Origin of the sequence: Nocardia terpenica, assembly GCF_013186535.1 — a bacterium.
Taxonomy (GTDB): Bacteria; Actinomycetota; Actinomycetes; order Mycobacteriales; family Mycobacteriaceae; genus Nocardia; species Nocardia terpenica.
In genome coordinates this window covers 1,654,237-1,675,641 of sequence record NZ_JABMCZ010000002.1, presented here as the reverse complement: position 1 = coordinate 1,675,641, position 21,405 = coordinate 1,654,237, and the positions used below count along the sequence as shown (strand labels likewise).

The 21,405-nt window shown below is 67.1% G+C and carries 21 protein-coding genes; 16 read left to right on the top strand and 5 right to left on the bottom strand.

Annotated elements, in window-relative coordinates:
* Positions 1–101 precede the first annotated feature (101 nt).
* The 5 genes from HPY32_RS19560 to HPY32_RS19540 all read left to right on the top strand — a co-directional run bounded on the left by HPY32_RS19560 (position 102) and on the right by HPY32_RS19540 (position 5,872).
* Positions 102–1,052, top strand: coding sequence for an alpha/beta fold hydrolase (locus tag HPY32_RS19560; protein WP_082870672.1), 951 nt, complete (start codon positions 102–104; stop codon positions 1,050–1,052).
* Positions 1,053–1,185: 133 nt separating this feature from the next.
* Entirely contained in the window at positions 1,186–1,476 is a 291-nt protein-coding gene (locus HPY32_RS19555) for an Rv0250c family protein (RefSeq protein WP_098698160.1), read from the top strand.
* 827 nt (positions 1,477–2,303) lie between these two features.
* Positions 2,304–3,134, top strand: a complete 831-nt coding sequence (gene sdhC, locus HPY32_RS19550; protein WP_067579208.1) for a succinate dehydrogenase subunit SdhC — start codon at positions 2,304–2,306, stop codon at positions 3,132–3,134.
* Positions 3,135–3,182: 48 nt separating this feature from the next.
* Complete coding sequence (locus HPY32_RS19545) at positions 3,183–5,123, top strand: fumarate reductase/succinate dehydrogenase flavoprotein subunit (RefSeq protein WP_067579210.1); 1,941 nt, start codon at positions 3,183–3,185, stop codon at positions 5,121–5,123.
* Between the two features lie 2 nt (positions 5,124–5,125).
* Positions 5,126–5,872 carry a succinate dehydrogenase/fumarate reductase iron-sulfur subunit gene (locus HPY32_RS19540; protein ID WP_067579212.1) on the top strand — a complete coding sequence of 249 codons (747 nt, stop codon included), beginning with the start codon at positions 5,126–5,128 and terminating at the stop codon, positions 5,870–5,872.
* A 30-nt stretch (positions 5,873–5,902) separates the two neighbouring features.
* Here HPY32_RS19540 and HPY32_RS19535 read toward each other — a convergent pair whose 3' ends face one another.
* Positions 5,903–6,100 carry a hypothetical protein gene (locus HPY32_RS19535; RefSeq protein ID WP_067584704.1) on the bottom strand — a complete coding sequence of 66 codons (198 nt, stop codon included), beginning with the start codon at positions 6,098–6,100 and terminating at the stop codon, positions 5,903–5,905.
* 461 nt (positions 6,101–6,561) lie between these two features.
* Here HPY32_RS19535 and HPY32_RS19530 point away from each other — a divergent pair, with 461 nt between their 5' ends.
* The 5 genes from HPY32_RS19530 (at position 6,562) to fabG (ending at position 10,234) form a co-directional block, all read left to right on the top strand.
* Positions 6,562–7,338, top strand: a complete 777-nt coding sequence (locus HPY32_RS19530) for a DUF4190 domain-containing protein (RefSeq protein ID WP_171982935.1) — start codon at positions 6,562–6,564, stop codon at positions 7,336–7,338.
* A gap of 418 nt (positions 7,339–7,756) precedes the next feature.
* Positions 7,757–8,038, top strand: a complete 282-nt coding sequence (locus HPY32_RS19525) for a hypothetical protein (RefSeq protein ID WP_156673946.1) — start codon at positions 7,757–7,759, stop codon at positions 8,036–8,038.
* A gap of 35 nt (positions 8,039–8,073) precedes the next feature.
* Positions 8,074–8,586, top strand: a complete 513-nt coding sequence (locus tag HPY32_RS19520; protein ID WP_253949736.1) for a DUF6879 family protein — start codon at positions 8,074–8,076, stop codon at positions 8,584–8,586.
* A 65-nt stretch (positions 8,587–8,651) separates the two neighbouring features.
* A complete protein-coding gene (locus HPY32_RS19515; protein WP_082871084.1) occupies positions 8,652–9,422 on the top strand; it encodes a DUF5753 domain-containing protein in 771 nt (256 codons plus the stop codon).
* A gap of 59 nt (positions 9,423–9,481) precedes the next feature.
* Entirely contained in the window at positions 9,482–10,234 is a 753-nt protein-coding gene (fabG, locus tag HPY32_RS19510) for a 3-oxoacyl-ACP reductase FabG (protein ID WP_171982934.1), read from the top strand.
* A gap of 358 nt (positions 10,235–10,592) precedes the next feature.
* Here the strand turns inward: fabG and HPY32_RS19505 are convergent, their stop codons facing one another.
* The gene (locus HPY32_RS19505; RefSeq protein WP_156673947.1) at positions 10,593–10,760 is read right to left on the bottom strand and encodes a hypothetical protein; all 168 of its coding nucleotides are present in this window, start codon (positions 10,758–10,760) and stop codon (positions 10,593–10,595) included.
* Positions 10,761–10,939: 179 nt separating this feature from the next.
* On the opposite strand from HPY32_RS19505, the gene HPY32_RS19500 reads away from it, so the two are divergent.
* The 5 genes from HPY32_RS19500 to HPY32_RS19480 all read left to right on the top strand — a co-directional run bounded on the left by HPY32_RS19500 (position 10,940) and on the right by HPY32_RS19480 (position 14,614).
* The gene (locus tag HPY32_RS19500; protein WP_067579224.1) at positions 10,940–11,152 is read left to right on the top strand and encodes a cold-shock protein; all 213 of its coding nucleotides are present in this window, start codon (positions 10,940–10,942) and stop codon (positions 11,150–11,152) included.
* A gap of 95 nt (positions 11,153–11,247) precedes the next feature.
* Complete coding sequence (locus HPY32_RS19495) at positions 11,248–11,652, top strand: DUF4440 domain-containing protein (protein WP_067584707.1); 405 nt, start codon at positions 11,248–11,250, stop codon at positions 11,650–11,652.
* Positions 11,653–11,662: 10 nt separating this feature from the next.
* The gene (locus HPY32_RS19490) at positions 11,663–12,526 is read left to right on the top strand and encodes a carbohydrate ABC transporter permease (protein ID WP_067579226.1); all 864 of its coding nucleotides are present in this window, start codon (positions 11,663–11,665) and stop codon (positions 12,524–12,526) included.
* Positions 12,516–13,346, top strand: a complete 831-nt coding sequence (locus HPY32_RS19485) for a carbohydrate ABC transporter permease (RefSeq protein ID WP_067579228.1) — start codon at positions 12,516–12,518, stop codon at positions 13,344–13,346. Before HPY32_RS19490 ends, HPY32_RS19485 begins: the two co-directional genes overlap by 11 nt.
* Positions 13,343–14,614, top strand: a complete 1,272-nt coding sequence (locus HPY32_RS19480) for an ABC transporter substrate-binding protein (protein ID WP_067579230.1) — start codon at positions 13,343–13,345, stop codon at positions 14,612–14,614. Before HPY32_RS19485 ends, HPY32_RS19480 begins: the two co-directional genes overlap by 4 nt.
* Before the next feature lie 425 nt (positions 14,615–15,039).
* On the opposite strand, the gene HPY32_RS19475 is transcribed toward HPY32_RS19480, so the two are convergent.
* Positions 15,040–16,188 carry a helix-turn-helix domain-containing protein gene (locus tag HPY32_RS19475; RefSeq protein ID WP_507236497.1) on the bottom strand — a complete coding sequence of 383 codons (1,149 nt, stop codon included), beginning with the start codon at positions 16,186–16,188 and terminating at the stop codon, positions 15,040–15,042.
* Positions 16,189–16,606: 418 nt separating this feature from the next.
* Between HPY32_RS19475 and HPY32_RS19470 the strand changes: the two genes are divergently transcribed.
* The gene (locus HPY32_RS19470; protein WP_156673949.1) at positions 16,607–16,819 is read left to right on the top strand and encodes a hypothetical protein; all 213 of its coding nucleotides are present in this window, start codon (positions 16,607–16,609) and stop codon (positions 16,817–16,819) included.
* A 329-nt stretch (positions 16,820–17,148) separates the two neighbouring features.
* On the opposite strand, the gene HPY32_RS19465 is transcribed toward HPY32_RS19470, so the two are convergent.
* Positions 17,149–18,078, bottom strand: a complete 930-nt coding sequence (locus tag HPY32_RS19465) for a DNA-3-methyladenine glycosylase family protein (RefSeq protein ID WP_067579235.1) — start codon at positions 18,076–18,078, stop codon at positions 17,149–17,151.
* A 477-nt stretch (positions 18,079–18,555) separates the two neighbouring features.
* Positions 18,556–21,339: an FAD-binding and (Fe-S)-binding domain-containing protein gene (locus tag HPY32_RS19460; protein ID WP_067579237.1), complete on the bottom strand. Its 2,784-nt coding sequence runs from the start codon at positions 21,337–21,339 to the stop codon at positions 18,556–18,558.
* Positions 21,340–21,405: the final 66 nt, after the last annotated feature.

The window sequence follows — 21,405 nt, the reverse complement described above, 5'->3', positions numbered from 1 at the left end:
CGGCGATTGCACAACGTGTCCATAACACCGGGTTCCGGTGGCCGACGCGCCGGAAATCCCACTCGACAACCGGGCAAGAGCGGACTGTTCAGGAGCACGTCATGTCCCCGATCGCCCTTCGCGCCGATCACCGCCTCACCGTCAGCGCCGACGATGGCACACCGCTCGCCGTGCGTACCCTCGGCGCGGCCGACGCCCCGCTCACCGTGGTCTTCGTGCACGGCCACTGCCTGCGGGCCGAATCCTGGTCCTTCCTGCGCGACCAGTTGCTGCGGCAGTGGGGGAGCGACACCCGCATGGTGTTCTACGACCACCGCGGCCACGGCGAATCCGGGGCGGCGGACCCGGCCAGCTACACCGTCGAACAGCTCGGCCTGGATCTGGACGCGGTGCTGCGTGCGGTCGTGCCGACCGGACCGGTGGTGCTGATCGGGCATTCGATGGGCGCGATGGTGGTGCTCGCCTACGCCCGGCTGTTCCCGGAGGCGATCGGCGCGCGCGTGATCGGCGTCGGGCTGCTCGCGGCCACGGCCGGGGGGCTCACCACGGTGGGCCTGGCCCGCGTCCTGAATCGGCGCACGGTGACCTCGCTGCGGGTGGCGGTGCGGCGGGCGCCGCGGGTCCTGCAGGCGTCGAAACGGTTGAGCCGCCGCGTCTTCGAGCCCATCATGCGCGAGGCGAGCTTCGGTACCCGACGGGTGAATCCGCGGGTGGTCGCCGTCGCCACCGCGATGCTCAACGACACGCCGCTGCTCACCATGGCCTGCTTCCTGGATTCGCTGATCCGCTTCGACGAGACCGCGACGCTGCGGCTGCTGGCCGATCTCCCGGCCCTGGTGCTGGGCGGGTCGGCCGACCTGATGATTCCCTTCGCGCATTCGGCGGTGCTGGCGTCGCAACTCACCGGGGCCGAACTGGTCCGCCTCGACGGAGCCGGGCACAGCGTGATCATGGAGCGCGCCGAGGAGGTGGCGGTGGCGATCGTGGCCCTGGTGGAACGCGCGGCGCGGACCGCGGGCGGCCACGCGCCCGCCTTCGCCGTCGCGGGGTGAAAGTCTAGGGAAAACCCACCGATTCCTGACGTGATCAGCAATGTTCGAAATCCCGACGAGCCAGATCGCCGAAGATCACGTACTGTGTTGTAGATCACCGTGTGTGGTCAATCACAGGCTAGAGGAGGTTTCGATGACACGCAGCGAGATCGCGGAGCTCCGCTTCGCCGTCGGCCAGCTCCGGCAGTCCATCGGCGCACTGCGCACCCATTACGGAGAGGCCAAATCGGTACGGCGCCTGGAGAACGACCTCGAACGGCTCGCCATCGACGCCGACGAGTTCGAGCAGTCACCGCCGCCCGAGGTCGCGCGGCAGCGCGAACAGGAGGTCATCTACGTCCCGGACAGCAAGTCCGACGAGGCCGCCTGGATGGGCGCCCAGGACGAGGGCCTCGGCTTCCACTCCCGCCCCCGCACCAAATAATTCGCCCACCCGCCGCGAGCCGATGCCCCACCCGGCTCGCGGCCCGGCCATGCCCGCCCCCGGCCGCCTCCCCCACCCACACCGGGTAGCCAGTTTGTCGCCCATCCCCCTCACACGCCCGATCCCCACTCCCGCTGCGCCACAACGCCCGCAAACCCGACACGGTTCGGAGCCTCCGGTGAGATCCCGGCCAAAAGCACGCCGGGATCAGACGAGTAATCAGCCCGCCGAGATCGAGAGAGCACACAGCACGCCGGGATCAAGAGAGCACACAGCACGCCGGGATCAAGAGAGCACACAGCACGCCGGGATCAAGAGAGCACACAGCACGCCGGGATCAAGAGAGCAATCAGCCGCGGATCAAGACACCTCAACCTCGGCGATACTGCCAAGTCCCCCAATCGCGGCAGCGCCAAGTCCCCAATCCCGGCAGCACCACCAAGACGCCCAGTCGCGGCAGAGCTGCCAAGTCGCCCCAACCCGGGCGGCGTGCCAAGACCCCTGATCCCGGCGTGCTTTTGGCCGGGATCTTGCTGGGGATTCCGGAGGAAAGCGTGTCGGAAACGGGGGTGGGGGTGTGGTGGGCGAAAAGTGGTGTGCGCCAATCTAGTTCGGTGAGGATTGCCGGTCGTTCGCCACTGTGGCTTGGTGGGGGGAATTCTCAGACAATGTGGCGCAAATCATATGGGGGCGGATGGGGGCATATTCTCGGGACCCGTGACAGGCCATAGCTCGGGTGTCGTATCGTGCTCAGCATCACATTCGATGCCGGAGGTAACGATGACGTTCCACGGGTTCCATGGCGTAGATCAGCGAGGCATCCAGCAGTGAGCGCCGCACCTACACGCGCGCCCGAATCGGGCACAGGAGTTTTCGGCACCGGTCGGGCGGCCATCGCCGCCCGGACCCTGCGCACCGACCGATGGTGGGTTCCGCCGCTGGCGACGGTGCTCGGGCTGGCCGCGTTCATCATCTATGCGACAGTCAGAGCCTTTGTGCGGACGGCATATTGGGTGCCGGACTACCACTACCTGACGCCGTTCTACTCGCCGTGCGTGAGTACCTCGTGCGTCGAGGGCTCCAGTCACTTCGGACACTGGGTCGGCGCGCTGCCGTCCTGGATTCCGCTCGGCTTCCTGGTGCTGCCGTTCCTGTTGCTGTTCCGGCTCACCTGCTACTACTACCGCAAGGCCTACTATCGCGCGGTGTGGTTCTCGCCCCCGGCCTGCGCGGTCTCGGAGCCGCACGCGAAATACACCGGGGAGACCCGGCTTCCGCTGATCATCCAGAACGCGCACCGCTACTTCTTCTATATCGCGGGCATCGTCGCGGTGATCAACACCTACGACGCGATCATCGCCTTCCACGGCAAATCCGGCGGTTTCGGATTCGGCCTGGGCAACATCATCATCGTCGTCAATGCCGCGCTGCTGTGGGCGTACACGCTGTCGTGCCACTCCTGCCGGCACATCGCGGGCGGGCGGCTCAAGCACTTCTCCGCACATCCGACGCGCTACTGGTTCTGGACCCAGGTGTCGAAGCTGAACACCCGGCACATGCTGCTGGCCTGGGTCACGCTCGGCACGCTGATGCTCACCGACTTCTACATCATGCTCGTCGCCAGCGGCACGATATCGGACCTGCGATTCGTCAACTGACGCCTATCGCCATGAAATCACCCTCACAGCTCAGGAGAATTCGGTTCCATGCCTGAAGTCGAGCGGCACAAGTACGACGTCGTCGTGATCGGTGCCGGTGGCGCCGGATTGCGCGCGGTCATCGAGGCCCGCGAGCACGGCCTGTCGGTCGCGGTGGTGTGCAAATCGCTGTTCGGCAAGGCGCACACCGTGATGGCCGAGGGCGGCTGCGCCGCCTCGATGGGCAACGCGAACGAGAAGGACAGCTGGCAAACGCATTTCCGGGACACCATGCGGGGCGGCAAGTTCCTCAACAACTGGCGCATGGCCGAACTGCACGCCCAGGAGGCGCCCGACCGGGTGTGGGAGCTGGAAACCTATGGCGCGCTGTTCGATCGGACGCCGGACGGGCGGATCAGCCAGCGCAACTTCGGCGGCCACACCTATCCGCGGCTGGCGCACGTCGGCGACCGCACCGGGCTCGAGATCATCCGCACCATGCAGCAGAAGATCGTGTCGCTGCAGCAGGAGGACTTCGCGGCCACCGGCGACTACGAGTCGCGCATCAAGGTGTTCGCCGAGTGCACGATCACCGATCTGCTCAAGGACGGCGACCGCATCGCCGGGGCGTTCGGTTACTGGCGGGAATCGGGCCGGTTCGTCCTCTTCGAGACGCCCGCGGTGGTGCTGGCCACCGGCGGAATCGGCAAGTCCTACAAGGTGACCTCCAATTCCTGGGAGTACACCGGCGACGGTCACGCGCTGGCGCTGCGGGCGGGGGCGACGCTGATCAACATGGAGTTCCTGCAGTTCCATCCGACCGGCATGGTCTGGCCGCCGAGTGTGAAGGGCATCCTGGTCACCGAGGGCGTGCGCGGCGACGGCGGGGTGCTGAAGAACACCGACGGCAAGCGGTTCATGTTCGACTACATCCCCGCGGTGTTCAAGGGCCAGTACGCCGAGACCGAGGCCGAGGCCGATCAGTGGCTGCGCGACAACGACTCCGCGCGCCGCACCCCCGACCTGCTGCCCCGCGACGAGGTGGCGCGCGCCATCAACGAGGAGGTCAAGGCCGGTCGCGGCACCCCGCACGGCGGCGTCTACCTCGACATCGCCTCCCGGCTGCCCGCCGAGGAGATCATGCGGCGGCTGCCGTCCATGCACCACCAGTTCAAAGAGCTTGCGGACGTGGACATCACGAAGGAGGCGATGGAGGTCGGCCCGACCTGCCACTACGTGATGGGCGGCATCGAGGTCGACCCCGACACCGGCGCGGCCACCGTGCCCGGGCTGTTCGCGGCCGGTGAGTGCGCGGGCGGCATGCACGGCTCCAACCGGCTCGGCGGCAACTCGCTGTCGGACCTGCTGGTGTTCGGCCGCCGCGCGGGCCTGGGCGCGGCCACCTATGTGGAGCAGCTGGGCGAGCGTCCCACCATCTCCGACGACGACATCACCGAGGCGTCCAAAACCGCTGTGGCGCCGTTCGATCCGCCGACCTCCGGGAGCGGCGAGAATCCCTACACCCTGCACACCGACCTGCAGCAGACGATGAACGACCTGGTCGGCATCATCCGCAAGGAACACGAGCTGGAGCAGGCCATCGAACGGCTCGGCGAGCTGCGCGAGCGGTTCGATCAGGTGACCGTCGAGGGCCATCGGCAGTTCAACCCGGGCTGGCACCTCGCGCTGGATCTGCGAAACATGCTGCTGGTCAGCGAGTGTGTGGCGCAGGCGGCGCTGCTGCGGACCGAGAGCCGCGGCGGGCACACCCGCGACGACCATCCGCAGATGGATCCGAACTGGCGCGGCAAGCTGCTGGTATGCCGGGTCGATCCGGACGATCTCGGCCAGACGGTGCCCGCGGTGACCGTGCACCCCGCCGACCAGGTGCCGATGCGCGACGAGCTGCTGGCCCTGTTCGAGCTTTCCGAACTCGAGAAGTACTACACGCCGACCGAACTCGCCGGGCATCCGGCGGCGGCCGACGCTTCCGCGAAAGGGGATGCGTAGCAATGGGTTACGACGCCCGGTTCCGAGTATGGCGCGGCGACAGCGACGGTGGCGCGCTGGTGGACTTCACGGTCGAGGTGAACGAGGGCGAGGTCGTGCTCGACATCATCCACCGCCTGCAGGCCACCCAGGCGCCGGACCTGGCGGTGCGGTGGAACTGCAAGGCGGGCAAGTGCGGCTCGTGTTCGGCGGAGGTGAACGGTCGGCCGCGGCTGATGTGCATGACGCGGATGTCGACGTTCGATCCCGCCGAGGTGGTGACGGTGACGCCGATGCGCACCTTCCCGGTCGTCCGCGATCTGGTGACCGACGTGTCGTTCAACTACGAGAAGGCGCGCCAGATCCCGTCTTTCACCCCGCCCGCGGACCTGAAGCCGGGCGAGTATCGGATGAAGCAGGTCGATGTCGAGCGCTCGCAGGAGTTCCGCAAGTGCATCGAATGCTTCCTGTGCCAGGACACCTGCCACGTGGTGCGTGATCACGAGGACAACAAGCAGTCGTTCGCCGGGCCGCGCTATCTCATGCGGGTGGCCGAGCTGGAAATGCATCCGCTCGATGTCGCCGATCGCCGCGAAATGGCGCAGGAGGAATTCGGGCTCGGGTACTGCAATATCACCAAGTGCTGCACGGAGGTCTGCCCCGAGCACATCAAGATCACCGATAATGCATTGATCCCCATGAAGGAGCGCGTCGTCGATCGGAAATACGATCCGATCGTCTGGTTGGGCAACAAACTGTTCCGGAGGTAGCCGACTGTTGCGGCGGTAGCCGATTCGGCGTCACAGGAGGGTGACGACACCGACGGCGACCGCCGCGACCAGGAGGCCGACCATCAGCGCCGTCATCACAGCGCCTGTCAGCACAAATATGCCCACGGTTGATACCGCGAACAGTAAACCGACGATGAGCCTTTCGATCCAGTCGCCGGGAAGCAGTTTGCGGTACCGCGTCGAAGTGTTTCTGATCCCACGGTCCACGACTTCCGAGTACCCATCATTAGCAGGCGCAAACATAGCTTCGTTGTCGAACGGGTGCCGAGTCGTGATCATTCGGGTCGACCGGTCGGAGCGCGGCCGCAGGGGGCACTACCACCGGTGATGGCGCGATGCGCGCCACGAGGCCGCTCGCGGGTTCCCGCCATCTGAGATCTGTTCTCGCAGAATGGAATTCAAGACCGTACAGTCGGTGCAACGGAGATCGAATCGTTAATCTCTGAGAATTATGCGCATCGGATTCGTTGGAGCAGGAATTTCTGACATGAAGTTTCGCGCTTCGGAGGCCCGCTCGCGTCGCGTGTCGAACGGTAATCAAGATCATCATGAGGCCGCCTCGAGGCGAACGGGGTTGCGGGTCCGGCGGGGGCACATATCCTTTCTCCGTATCGGGGCGGGTCCGTTGTCCTAGGGTTCCTGCACGAGCACGAGGTGAAAGGGACCGTATGCCCGGCAGGAAGCAGTACTCGGAAGCCGACCGCTGGCCGGAGACTTCCGAGGACGACCGCTGGCCGGTCGCCGAGACCGACGAGGACCGCTGGGAGGCCGCCCAGCGCCGTCGCACGGCGAGCGAGGTCGGTGAGGACCGCTACGACAGCGGCCCCACCCGCCGCCGCACCGGCAGACTGCGGGTGGAGGTGCCGCCCATCGTCAATCCGTATGCGATCGTGGCGCTGGTGGCGGCGCTGCTGGGCCTGTTCCCGGTGGCGATCGTCTTCGGCTTCATCTCCTTCACCCATCCCCGCGGCCGCGGAATGGCATTGAGCGCACTCATGCTCGGCGTCGCCGAGGTGGTAGTCCTGGCGGGCGCCCTGGTCCTGTCCGGAGCCACCCTCCCGCACATGACCTTCCGCACCCAGGCCGCCCCCACCGAAACCGCCGCAACCATAGTCTCGGTCGCCCCACCCCAGCCCACAGCAACGACAACCGTCCCCACCCCACCCGCAACCACCACATCCACCGCCTCCGCCCCACCCACCGTCACCAAGGGCGAGGTCTGCACCGAATCCCAAGCCGCCCTCATCGGCACCACCCCCGACGGCAGCACCCTGTTGTGCCTCAAGGGGACAGGCGGCTACCGCTGGACGGGGCCCTATACCGTGTCCACGGCGGTCTACGACGGGGGAGCCAAATGCAATGCGGCCTCGGACAAGACGGCTCGGACGGCGGATGGGCATGCGTTGGTTTGTGAGCGGAATACGTGGTCGCTGTGGGTGGAGTGAAGGGTCGTCCAAGGTAACGAGCGGGGTGAGGTAGGTGTAGGTGATCAGGGCGCTGCGGGTGGCGCGGCGACGCCGCTACGGTCGTACAACTCCAGCCACACGTGCGGAGCACCGTCATCGTCCGAATCACCTTCGTAGGCGGCCATTTCAAATACTCCACCTTCGAAACAGAACAGCCTTCTACGCCGCTCCATGTGAGGTCCCTTTTCGTCGTCAGGTAGGTGGGTCGAGACGGCACTGTGCTACTGGCCGAAGCGAGTCGGCGATCGTCGTCTCAGCGCTGCCTACGACGGTAGGAGCCAGCGAAGATCCCGATCTACCACTTTGCGCTACTTTGCGCGCGAGATTGCGGTCTTGATGCCGGAAGCGGACGATTTGACAGTCGGATATTCTCGCTTCGCGCAAAGGATGTCTTTCCATGAAACTGCATCTTCTAGGCTCTGATTCCGGCCATGGCACCTGCCCCGCGGTGTATGCCACCGATACCGGTGAACTTGTCGTCCAGGGCGATCGCACCGCCCGCGATGCCGTCATCGTCCCGTACAGGCTTCTGGGGTGGCTCGAGCCCGGTATGCGGCTGGCGGTGGAAGCCGGTGACGAACCCGGCACGATCCTGGTGGCTGGTGAGCTGGTGACAGATCCGACGGTGCTGTCGCAACTCAGGCTTGCCGACCAGGAAACGGCCGTGGTGGTTCGTTGATGCTCCATGTTGTCGGAGACGACTGTTTCACCCCGTTGTTTCGCGAGACCTTTTCCAGCGCATTTCATTTGGAGGTACGGGACAACTACGCCGTGGCCGATGAGGCCGAGGCGCTGCGTCGCTGGGCGGCGGGCGAGCCGTACGAACGAGAGGAGCAGCCCGATTCCTGGCGAGCGTGGGACGAGCTGATGATCGAGACCGCCGGACGGGGCGTTGTGCTGGAGAGGTTGCGAGTAGTGACCGTGCCCCACTCCGAGTACACCCGCTGGCTGATCGAGAACACAGCCGACAACATCGCTACCGGTGAACAAGTACGGTGGCTACCGCGCCACCTCACCGCGCCGGACACCGTTCCGCGAGACGACTACTGGTTGTTCGATCGGAACAAGGTTGCCTTCACGACCTTCGCCGAAGATGGTGCGTTCATGGGATTGTCGATCACGACCGACCCGCGCATCGTCGGCTGGTGCGTTGAGGCACGCGATACCCTCTGGTCCAAGGGAATCGACCACGCTCGATACGTCGAAAGCGAATACGTTCGGGCGTGACCGGCGTCGAACAGGCACGAGCGGCACTCGGCGCGCGCCTACGGGAGCTGCGCCGAGATGTTCGCATGTCCGGAGTCGCGCTCGCTGCGGTCTGCGAATGGCATTCATCCAAGGTGTCGCGGATCGAACTCGGCAAGCAGTCGCCCACCGAAGATGACCTCGCCAAGTGGTGTGAAGCAGTCGGCAATCCAGCGGTACTCGATGATCTTGTGGCGTCGCTGCGAAACCTGCGCGCCATGTACCTGGAGTGGCAGCGCACGGTCGCCGCGGGACACGCACACCGGCAACGGCAGTCCATCGAGCTGGAGGCTCGAACCAGGTTCACTCGCTGGTGGGAGCCGGAACTCATTCCCGGCCTTCTGCAGACCGAGGCATACGCGCGAGCAATCCTCGCAGCTTGTATCGCTATCACCGGGGGCCGCGATGATCTCGATGACGCTGTGACAGCACGGATGCAGCGGCAGCGCGTCCTCGACCATGGAAACCATCGGTTCCACATGGTCATCGGCGAATGGGCGCTCCATCGCACCGTCGGCGATCACCGTGTGATGGTCGAGCAACTACAGCGGCTACTCGATCGTATGACCGATCCCCGAATCGTTCTCGGCGTTCTCCCGCTGGACGCCGAATTTCGGGTACCTGCAACCAATTTCGTGATATACGACAGGACGCAGGTACTCACCGAGACGGTCAGTGCCGAACTCACCATCACCAGGCCGTCCGAAATCGCGCTCCACGAGCGCACATTTCGGATTCTGGCCGGGCAAGCCGCATACGGTGACGCGGCGCGGTGCATCATCGCGGCGGCGGTCGCGTGTCGGAATCTGATCTCGTGACGGCCGGGGCGGTTACTCTCGAACGGCGGACCACATTCGAGGGCAGGAGAGGACAGTCCATGGCTGACAGGGTTGCGGTTGTTTCTGGGGCGGCGCGGGGGATTGGGGCTGCTATTGCTAAGCGGTTGGGTTCGGATGGGCTTCGGGTGGGGGTGTTGGATCTTGATGCGGGGAACTGTGCGGAGACCGTCGGGGCGATCACCGGGGCGGGTGGGCGGGCCGTTGCGCTGGGGGCGGATGTCTCGGACGAGGAGTCGGTGGCTCGGGCTGTGCAGCAGCTCGAAAGCGAGCTGGGTGCGCCGACCGTGGTGGTCAACAATGCGGGCGTGCTGCGCGACAATCTGCTGTTCAAGATGAGCGTGGACGATTGGGACACGGTCATGAATGTGCACCTGCGCGGCGCGTTCCTGCTCACCCGGGCGGTGCAGAAGTACATGGTCGAGCAGAAGTGGGGGCGCATCGTGAACATGTCGAGCACCTCGGCGCTCGGTAATCGGGGGCAGGTCAACTATTCGGCCGCCAAGGCGGGCATGCAGGGCTTCACCAAAACCCTTGCCCTGGAGCTGGGCAAGTTCGGCGTCACCGCCAATGCCATCGCTCCCGGTTTCATCGTCACCGACATGACCGCCGCCACCGCCGCCCGCGTCGGCGTCCCCTTTGACGAATTCCAAAAAGCCGCCGCCACACAGATTCCCGTCCAACGCGTCGGGCGACCCGAGGACATCGCCCACACCGCCTCGTTCCTCGTCAGCGAAGGCGCTGGCTTCGTGTCGGGCCAGGTCATCTACGTGGCAGGCGGTCCCAAGGACTGACCACCCTCGGCGAGCCGCGAGGGTGGGCATCGGTACGCATGCTGTCACTTCTCAGCTGGAGCTGCTTCGAAATAATATGATCGGAACTTGAGCTTTGGCCTGACTTTGCTGTGGGGGAAGCGTTCTTCCGTCTTACCGTCTTCGTCCTTGTAGAAAGTTCCGGAGGGGTCAGGCGGGCATCGTGACAAGGAGGGCGAGGGCGCCGAAAGTGGCGCCGACGGGATATCGGCCGACGGTCAGCCATCCGTCAGTGACACATTTCGGGCAGCTTCCCGAAAAGGTCTTCGTCGCGACGCCCCTTCCGGATGGGACCGATACGTGCCGCCAGACGGATTCCCGTACAGCGCGTAGGGGCCGTCTATGTGGCGGGCGGCTCCGGGGACTGTCTTTCTTCGGCAGACGGCGAGTCGGCGCTGCTGAATACCGGGTGGCTCACCGCGGCGTCGCCGGTGGCTGCCGGGGAGGTGGGGACGGGGACGTCGCGATGGCTGAACAGGTTCGGGGACGGCGGAGGCTTACCACTCATTCCCGCATCCTCCTCCACGGTGCGGATCGCAGCGAATCGAGTCGGCATTGCGGACCGGTCGGATCGCGGCGCACCGCGCCGGAAACCCGCCGCGGGAGGCCGAGCAAGGGATGATCAGTAGCGTGACGGACACCTGACCCTCACGGCTCGACCACCTCAGATGAAATGGGTATATGGCAATGGCCGACAGGCAGAGCGGGACTGTGAAGTTTTTCAACGACGACAAGGGGTTCGGCTTCATCGCCCCCGATGGCGGCGGGGACGACCTGTTCGTGCACTTCAAGGCGATCGAGAGCGACGGTTTCCGGTCGCTGAAGGAGGGGCAGCGGGTGTCGTTCGTGCCCGAGCGGGGTCAGAAGGGCATGCAGGCCGCGCAGGTCCGATCGGAGTAATCGGACCCGCCGTCACGGCGACGTAGGGGCCCGGGGCCATACGCCCCGGCGTCCCTTCCGACGCATTCGCCGGTCGGATGGGTAACGTCGCGATCATGATCGATCACGACGCGCTCGTCGCCGAGATCCGCACGCTGCACGACGACCTGGCTCGCTGGCTGGGACGGCCGGATTCGGCCGACGGGCTGGAGCGTTTCGAGGCGCAGACGCACGACGAGTTCTCCATGGTCGTCCTGCAGGGCTCGGTCGTGACGCGGGAGCAGTTGTTCGCGGGACTGCGGGGTGCGGGGAATTCCGTGCCCGGCCTCACCATCGACATCCTCGATATCGAGGTGCTGCATCGGTCGGCGGAGTGTGCGGTGGCGCGATTCCGGGAGGTGCATCATCGCCCGGAAGGGGCCGCGGCGCGGCTGACCACCGCCCTCCTGGTGCCGGATGCGCAGGGGCGTAACGGGTTGCGGTGGCGCAGTGTTCATGAGACCGCGGCGGGAAGCAGGTAGCGTCGCAGGAATGGACCGACGGGTTCGTCGCGCGCTGACGAGTTACGCGCTGCTGCTGCCCAGCCTGGTCGGGGTGGGGGTGTTTCTGGCGCTGCCCGTGGTCGTGGTGGCGTGGCTCAGCCTGCACAGCTGGGACCTGTTGGGGCCCATGGCGTTCGCGGGGCTGCGGAATTGGCGGGCGGTGCTGGGGGATCGGGAGTTCGGGCATTCGCTGGTGGTGACGCTGGCGCTGACGGGGATCGTGGTGCCGGTGCAGACCGTGCTGGGGTTCGCGGCGGCGGCGCTGCTGGCGCGGCGGCGGGGTGGCTCGGCGCTGCGGGTGGTGTACGCGCTGCCGTGGATGTGCGCGCCGGTGGCGGTGGGCGTGGTGTGGCAGTGGCTGTTCGCGCCGACCGGCGGGGCGATCGATGCGCTGCTCGGGCGGCACATCGAGTGGCTGACCGATCCGGCGCTGGCACTGCCCTCGGTCGCGGCGGTGAGCATCTGGGCCAATGTCGGTTATGTGGCGCTGTTCTTCGTCGCCGGGATCCGCGCGATTCCGCGCGAGCTGCTGGACGCGGGCGCGCTGGACGGGGCCACCGGCTGGCGGCGCATCCGCTGGCTGATCCTGCCGCTGCTGCGGCCCACCATGTTCTTCGTCCTGGTCACCGGCGTGCTCACCGCCTTCCAGACCTTCGACACGGTGTACGCGCTGACGAAGGGGGGTCCGGGCGATCGCACGGAAGTGGTTGCGATGCGGATCTTCTCCGAGGCGTTCGTCGCGGCGCGGCCGGGCCGGGCGGCGGTGATGGCGATCGTGGTGTGCGTGGTGATGGTCGCCATCACCCTGGTGCAGCACCGCTACTTCCGGAATCGGACCACCTATGAGTACTGACCGCACGCGGATGTTCCGCTCCGTGGCCGCCTATGCGGTGCTGATCGCGGGCGCGCTGCTCACCGTCGCGCCGCTGGTGCTCAGCGCGCTGACCGCGGTGAAGACGCCCGCCCGGTTCGCGGTGGAATCGCCGCTGGCGCTGCCGAATCCGGTGACCGCCGACAACTTCCGCATCGTGCTGGATCAGGGCCTGGGCCGGGCGGTGCTGGTGACCGCGCTGATGACGGTGTTCATCACCGGCGGGCAGCTGATCACCTCGACGCTGGCCGCCTACGCCTTCGCGCGCACCGAATTCCCGGGCCGCGAGGCGCTGTTCTGGGCGTACCTGGTCACCATGATGATCCCGCCGGTGGTGACGCTCATCCCGCTGTATCTGATGTTCGCGAAACTCGGTGCGCTCAATACCTTCTGGGCGCTGGTGCTGCCGTTCGTCTTCGGCTCGCCGTACGCGATCTTCCTGCTGCGGCAGTACTTCCGGGCGATCCCGGGGGAGCTGATCGGGGCGGCGCGGCTGGACGGCGCCAGCACCCTCGATGTGATCGTGCACGTGGTGGTGCCGATGAGCCGCCCGGTGCTGGCGACGCTGACGCTGATCACGATCGTCTCGCAGTGGAACAACTTCCTGTGGCCGCTGGTCGCCAGCAGCGGCCGCACCTGGCAGGTATTGACGGTGGCTACCGCGAATTTACAGACCCAGTACAACGCGCAGTGGACGCTGGTGATGGCGGCGACGACGCTGGCCATCGTCCCACTCGTGGTGCTGTTCCTGGTTTTCCAGCGCCAGGTGCTGCGGTCGATCGCGTGGTCGGGGGTGAAATGAAGACCTCGACGCGGGCGGTGCTGGGTGTCGTCCTCGCGGCGGCGCTGCTGATCGCGGCCGCGCTGTGGCTCGGCCGCACCGGCGACGGCTCGGGTCGCACGGTGGTGCGGCTGCGGATCTGGGACGAGAACTTCGTGCCCGCCTACCGGGCGTCGCTGGACGCGTTCGAGCGCGCGAATCCCGATGTCGCGGTGCGGATCACGGTGGTGCCGTGGTCGTCGTATCAGCAGAAGCTGCGGCTGGACGTGGCGGGCGGCACCGCCGACGACCTGTTCTGGACCAACCTCTACGAGGACTACGCCGATGCCGGGCGGCTGCTGGACATCGGCGCGGCGCTGGGCCCGGATGCGGCCCGGGCGTGGGATCCGTCCGCGGTGGCGCAGTACAGCCGCCACGGAAAGCTGTGGGCGGTACCGCAATTCGTCGACGGCGGGACGGCGGTGTACTACAACCGCGATCTGCTCGCGGCCGCGGGCATCGACCCGGCGGAGCTGAACACGCTGCGCTGGGGCGGCCCCGACGACACCCTCCGCCCGCTGCTGCGCCGACTGGCCGCGGTGGCGCCCTGGCCCTACAACGCGGCGCACGACTTCCAGTCCATCGACCTGCCGTTCCTCGGTTCGGCCGGGGGGCGATTCCAGGACGCGGCCGGGCATTTCGTCTTCGACGGCCCGCAGGGCGTGACGGCCTACGAGTACCTGGTGCGGCTGGTCGCCGACCGCCTCGCCCCGTCGGCGGCCGATACCGACACCAATCGCGACTTCACGAAAAACGCGTTCCTGCAAGGCAAACTGGCGCTGCTGCAATCGGGCACCTACAACCTCGCCCAGATCGCGCAGCAGGCGCGCTTCCCGTGGGGCGTCGCCCTGCTGCCCGCCGGACCGGCCGGACGGGTGAGCACCGACAATGCCATCGGCGTAGCCGGAAACGCCGCGACCCCCCACCCGGACGCCGTCCGGCGGGTACTGGCATGGCTGGGGAGCGCCGCGGGCAATCGGTACCTGGGGCTGGACGGTTCCAGCATTCCCGCGGTGGTGGCGGATCAGCAGGTGTATCGAGACTACTGGGCGCACAAGGGCATCGACGTGTCCCCGTTCTTCGATGTGCTGGCCGGGCCCCGCATCTCCTCGGGCGGCGGCTCCGGCTTCCCGGTCGCCCTGGAGGCAATCGACCAGATCCTCGGCGAAATGTTCCTGGGCCGAATCCCGGTGCCGGAGGCCCTGTCCCGCGCCTGCGCGGCGGCCGACGCCGCAGTCGCGGGGCGGTAGGTTCCGGCTGACTCGGTGATCCTGGCAGGCTTGCCGATTCGATGGTCCCGGCGTGCTCGCCAACTCGATGGTCCGGGGCGTGCTCGCCAACTCAATGAACCGGGCGTGCTCGCCAACTCGATGACCCCGACGCGCTTGCCAACTCGATGGTCCGGGCGTGCTCGCCAACTCAATGAACCCGACGCGCTTGCCAACTCGATGGTCCGGGCGTGCTCGCCAACTCAATGAACCGGGCATGCTCGCCAACTCAATGAACCCGACGCGCTCGCCAACTCAATGAACCCGGCACACTCGCCAACTCAATGAACCCGGCACACTCGCCAACTCAATGAACCCGGCACACTCGCCAACTCAATGAACCCGGCATGCTCGCCAACTCAATGAATGATCCCGGCGTGCTTTTGGCCGGGATCTACCGGCACACGTCAGTTCGACAGCACCTCTTCGGCGACAATGTCGAGTTCGTGCAATGCGCGACTGCCGTCCCATGGCGACAGGAGCTGGCGAGTTTGCCGGTAGTCCTCCCACAATCGCGGTGAGGTGTTTTTTCGGGCCAGCTGGACAGCTTGTTTGGCGGCGTCGGCGGCTCTATCGAGATCCTGCGGTGCGGTGAGCCGGACCAATCGGAGAAGCGTCGTAGCCTGCTCGCGCACTCTGTACGGCGAGATAAGGGGCAGCGACTTTTCCAGCGCTTCGGCCGCGCCCTGGCGGTCTCCGGTCACTTCCAGTACGGAACTGGTGATGGAGAAAGCAAACCATGGAGCCACCAGATACGCGTACGACTGATCGGGCGTTGTCGGGGGCCTGAGATCTCCCGACACGGCGTCCAGCTGTGTGCGGGCATCCTTTCGCCGGTTGGCGTATGCGTAGGCTCGCGCGGCGCACAGTGCCCGGAGATCGGCCATGCGAGGGTCGTGCACACGGATGGCCAGTGCACCGTCGGCGTAGTCGGAGGCATCGGCGTACCGGTGAGTCCCCACAGCGAGATGATTGCGGTCCACCAGAATGCCCGCCTGCATGTCGGTGTCGCCCGAATTCTCGGCATGCTCGTATGCCTGCCTGAACAGTCTGTCCGCCAGTTTGGGATCTTTCTGGTCCCATGCCGCATAGGCGCTGGAGGCGACCGCTTCGGCAGTCACTCGCGACAGCTCGGGCTTCAACAGTTCCGGACAGTAACGCAATAGCGACGTGCAGGTACGGGTCATAGTGTCGATGAGTGGTTTGGCGGTGGTCGATCCGACCGAGTCCTCCAGCAGTATCAACGAGTGGACGGTTTGTCGCAGACGGTCGATCGACATCGGCGTGACGGTCGGGGCCGACAATCCCACCGTGCCCGCTAGAGCGGCTGTCTTCAGAAAGCTTCTCCGGTCCACGTCGTCCTCCTCGGCGAGCACTTCGAAACGTGCCAGCGCCATAGGATCCAGTGTCGCGTAAACCTCGTCCAGAGCAAGCTGGGCGGTTGTATTGATACCGTATTGCCCTCTCTCCCAACCGCTTACGGTCCTCTGGCTGTAACCGACCTGCTGAGCGAATTTTGTTTGATTCATTCGCAGCGCTATCCGGAGTGCCTTCACCGCCGGGGCCGTCCACCGGGTGATCACGTCGCCTCGCTAAGAGTTGCTATTTCCGTCGTAGTCCTTCCCTGTAAACGCGATCCTTGCAGGTCCACCCTTGTCCAGTACCTGAAACCGAAGAGGTTGCCCGGTCCGAGCCGAAGGGAATCGCAATGGGCGGGAGCTGGATACATGAATGGTGGGGTGTCCTGGCGGCCGTCGCGCCGTCGGTCGTCGTCTTTCTGGGGTGCGTCCGCAGCATCCATCGCGATTCTCGGTCCCGCCCAATCTCCCGTCCGCGCCGGATGATTCGCTCTGCGGCGCGGACGGGGCACCACGGACGACACGAAGCGCGATGAGGGCTGCATCGAGCAGAAAGGCGCGAACAGTGGAAGCATATGTGCACGGCCGAATGGCTGGCAGTACCCGGAGTTTCACCTTGCCGGACGACCGTGCGGCACTGGACGAATGGGTGGCGCGGTGCCGGGAATCGGCCGCCGACCGAGCGGAGTTCGATACCCGGCACAGGATCGTCGACAGCTACCTCGCCAGCGCCCCGGAAGCCAACGCCGCGGGCACATTCCCGTCGATCACGTGGACCGAGGGCACTCCGTCGATCACGGTGAGTTACCAGCTGCTTCCGGCAACGTGACGGGGGATCCCGGCCAAAAGCACGCCGGGATCAGGAGGACGGCTGCGCCGGAATGACGGGACGGCCGCGCCGGAATGACGGGACGACTGCCCGGGATGACGGGGCGACTGCGCCGGAACGACGGGACGACTGCGCCGGAACGACGGGACGACTGCCCGGGATGACGGGACGACTGCGCCGGAACGACGGGACGACTGCGCCGGAACGACGGGACGACCACGCCGGGACCGCGAGGACGACCACGCCGGGATCATGAGGACAGCCAGGTGGGGACACGGGAATGGTTGGGGCGGGGTGGGTATGGGCGGACGCCGGAGGGGTGGGGTCGCTTAGATGCGGCTGTGGTCTACCAGGGGGGTGCGGGGGGCGAATTTGGTTTTGTGGGCCTGGCCGGAGATTTCGAGGAGGCGGACGGCTCGGTAGCGGTGGGGGCGTAGGGGTTCCAGGTATTCGATCATGGTGTCGTCGTCGATGGGGTGGCCCAGGAGGGTCCAGCCGATGATCGAGGACAGGTGGTAGTCGCCGATGGAGAGGGCGTCGGGGTCGCCCAGGGCGCGCTGGGCGATTTCGGCGGCGGTCCAGATGCCGATGCCCGGGACGGTGCGCAGCAGGTGGGCGGCGGCCGCGTGGTCCAGGGTGGCGGCCTGCTCCAGTTTGGCGGCCATGCGGGCGGCCAGCACGATCGTGCGGGAGCGGCGCGGGTCGACATTGGCGCGGTGGTAGCTCCAGGACGGGATGTGCCGCCAGGTGTCGGCGTCCGGCGGCAGCCGCAGCGGTAGCGGGCCGGGCGCGGGTTCGCCGAACCGCCACACCAGCTTTCGCCACGACGCCCGCGCCGAGACGAGGTGCACCCGCTGCTCCAGCACGGTCGGGACCAGCGTCTCGAACACCAGGCCGGTGCGCAGCATCCGCAGCCCCGGGAAACGGCGGTGCGCCTCGGCGATCTTCGGATGGGCGGGGGCGAATCCGGAGACGTCCTCGTCCAGGCACAGCATGTGCGGCAGCCGGTCGAGGAATTCCGCGGCGCCCGGACCCCACGCCTGCGCCGCCACCGCGCACGGCCCGGCCTGGGCCAGGCGATAGGTCACCGCGCCGGAGGGCATCCGCGAGGCGTGCCAGTGCGCGCCGTCCGGCGTCACCCGATGGCAGGGGTCGCCGGACCCGCGCCGCAGCGGGGCGACGGTGTGCGCGAGATCGATCGTTCGGTCGGCGGTCACCGTGCGCGCCGCGCCGCCGATCGTCGTAGTCACCCGGCACATTGTGCCCGGTGCCGCACGCCGGTCCACACTCTGCCCCGGATCCCGGAAGTGAGCTACGCCACAGCGGTTTTCGTGAGAAGAACAACGGAAGCTGTCGTCTATTCATGGTGACCAGTAGCTTGTAACGGGACAATCACACTCGGCGATTCCGATACCGATGGGTTAAACCGGCAATCGGTCGGCATACGCTGCGACGGAGGATTTTCATGCTTACCAATGTGCTGAATTGGCTGCTCAACGCGTGGGGTGGCGTCTTCGCGGGCAGCTCGGGCTACCAGATCCCTCCGGGCACCTTGCCGTTCGGCAGCTGAGGAGGCCCCGGCCAAAAGCACGCCGGGGACAAGGGGTTCCGCACGCCGGGGACAAGGTTCAGCACGCCTGGGACAGGTTTCAGCATGCCGGGGACAGGTTTCAGCGGGCCGGGGACAGGTCTCAGCGGGCCGGAGACAGGTTTCAGCGGGACGGGGGCCAGGGGGCTCAGCGTTCCCGCAGGAATTGGGCGAGGTGGTGGCCGGTGTGGGTGCCGAGTTGTTCGGCTTGGGTGCGGCAGGAGAAGCCGTCGGCTATGAAGTGGGTTCCGGTGGCGGCGCTGCGGAGGGCGGGTAATAGCCCGTTTTCTGCTACGGCAACCGAAATGTCGTAATGGCCGGATTGCATGCCGAAATTGCCAGCAAGTCCACAGCATCCGGTGATTTCGGTCACGTGGGCGCCGGTGGCGGAGAGGATGCGGCGGTCGGCGTCGAATCCGAGTACGGCGTGGTGATGGCAGTGCGGTTGCACCAGTACGGTGTCGGCCGATCGGTCGGGTGGGCGCCAGGCGGGATCTCGCTCGAGGAATTCCGCCAGGGTGCGTACCGCCGCGGCGGTGGCCGCCGACCTCGGGTCGTCGGGGAGCAGTTCCGCCAGATCCGACCGCAGTACCGCGGTGCACGAGGGCTCCAGCCCGACCACGATTCCTCCCGCCCGCACGTGCTCGTCGAGTGCATCGAGCGTGGCGCGCAATCGTTTTCGCGCACCGTCCAGCTGCCCGGTGCTGATCCAGGTCAGCCCGCAGCACACCCGGCGCGCCGGAATGGTGACGGCGTGCCCTAGCGATTCGATCAATTCGACTGCGGTCCAAGCGATCTCCGGGGCGAACACGTCGGTGAAGCTGTCGATCCACAGCATGACATCGGCATTGCGCGGCCTCGGGGCATCTGATGTCGACTCGATACGGCGCTTCCATTGTGCGCGAAAGCTCTTGGGCGCCAAGGCAGGAACCTCGCGGCGGGGGTCCATACCGGCGGCGCGCAGGCCCAGGCGGCGTAGTGGGGACAGCGTGGTCAGGGAGTTGAACAGGCGGGGGGCGCGGGTGGCGAGCGCCAGCCAGCGGGGCAGCTGCCCCAGGGCGTAGTGATCGCGGGGGCGGAGACGGTGGCGGTAGCGCCGGTGCAGGGTTTCGGATTTGTAGGTGGCCATGTCCACGCCTGCGGGACAGTCGGAGCCGCAAGCCTTGCAGGACAGGCACAGGTCCAGGGAGTCGGCGACGGCGTCGGAGCGCCAGTCGAGCGCGCCGCGGACCACCTCCTGGAGGACGCGGGCGCGGCCGCGGGTGCTGTCCTTCTCGTCGGCGGTCGCCAGATAGGACGGGCACATGAAGCCGCCCGTGGCGCGGGTGTCGGCGCGGCACTTGCCGATTCCGACGCAGCGATGCACGGCCGCGCCGAGATCGCGGTCGTGCGGCAGGGCGAATCCGCCCGCCGACGGCACCGGGCGCAGTCCGGCCAGGCGCAGGTTCTCGTCGATCCGCTTGGGCCGCACCAGGATTCCCGGATTCAGCACGTCGTCCGGATCGAACAGGGCCTTGAACTCGGCGAAGGCGTCCAGCGCCGCCGGAGAGTACATGCGCGCCAACAGTTCCGAGCGGGCGTGGCCGTCGCCGTGCTCGCCGGACAGCGAACCGCCGTGGCGGACCACCAGATCGGTGGCGTCCTCGAGGAAGGCGCGGAAGCGCTGCGGCGCGTCGGCGATCGGCAGGTCCAGCCGGACGTGGATGCAGCCGTCGCCGATATGCCCGTACAGCAGCCCGTCGACGCCGTGCGCGCGCATGAGCGCCTCGAAATCGCGCAGGTACGCACCGAGATTCGCGGGCGGGACGGCCGCGTCCTCCCAGCCCGGCCAGGCCGGATGCCCGTCCGGGGTGCGGCCCGCCAGGCCCGCGCCGTCCGCGCGGATGCGCCACAGCGCGGCCGCGGCGGCCGGATCGGTGACGATGCGGGTGTCCAGCGCGCCGGTGGCCCGGCACAGCGCGGCGGCTTGGTCGTACGCCTCGGCGGGGGTCGCACCGGCCAGTTCGACGAACAGCCAGCCGCCGCCCCGGGGCAGGTCGGGGGCGCGGCCGCGGTGGGCGCGCACCACGTCGACCAGCCGGGCGTCGATGCCCTCGACCGCGATCGGGCCACCGGCCATGACCGCGGCGACATCGTCTGCGGCCGTGGGCATATCGGGATAGCCGAGCACCACCAGCGCCGTGGCGCCCGGCAGCGGCACCAGGTCGACGGTCGCCTCCAGCAGCAGGCCGCAGGTGCCCTCGGTGCCGACGAATGCCCGCACCGCCGACGAACCGCGTTCCGGCAGCAGGTGTTCCAGCGCGTAGCCCGACGCCTGCCGGTCGAAGCGGCCGAGTTCGGTGCGGATGAGCGCCAGATTGCGCCGGGTGAAATCGGCGAGGCCGGGCACCGAGGCCACCTCGGCGCCGAGTGCGCGCTCGGTGCCGATGCCGTCGAGTATTCGCAGCTCCCGCGCGGTGTCGGAGGTGCGGCCCCAGGCCACCGCGCGTGGTCCGCAGGCATTGTTGCCGATCATGCCGCCGAGCGTGCAGCGATTCTGGGTGGAGGGGTCGGGGCCCAGGCGCAGCCCGTGCCGACCGGCGGCCTTCTGGAGACTCGCCAGCACCAGACCCGGTTGCACTCGCGCCCAATGGTTTTCGGGATCGATCTCGAGAACCGAGTTCATGTGCCGACTGAAGTCGAGCACGAGTCCGGACCCGATCGCATTGCCCGCCACCGATGTTCCGGCGCCGCGCGCGGTCACCGCCAGCCCCTCGTTGCGCGCGAACGCCAGCGCCGCGGCGACATCCCCGTCGCCGCGCGGGAACACCACCGCCGCGGGCAGAACTCGATAGTTCGAGGCATCGGACGAGTACTCCGCGCACCGCCGCGCGGACGCGTCGACCTCACCGTCGATCCTGTCGCGCAGCGCACGCACCCACGAATCGGTCATACCGCCAGACTATTCCGCTCGGCAGCGCCGTGCGGACCTGCCCGATCGCGCGGCGTGCGGTAAGAA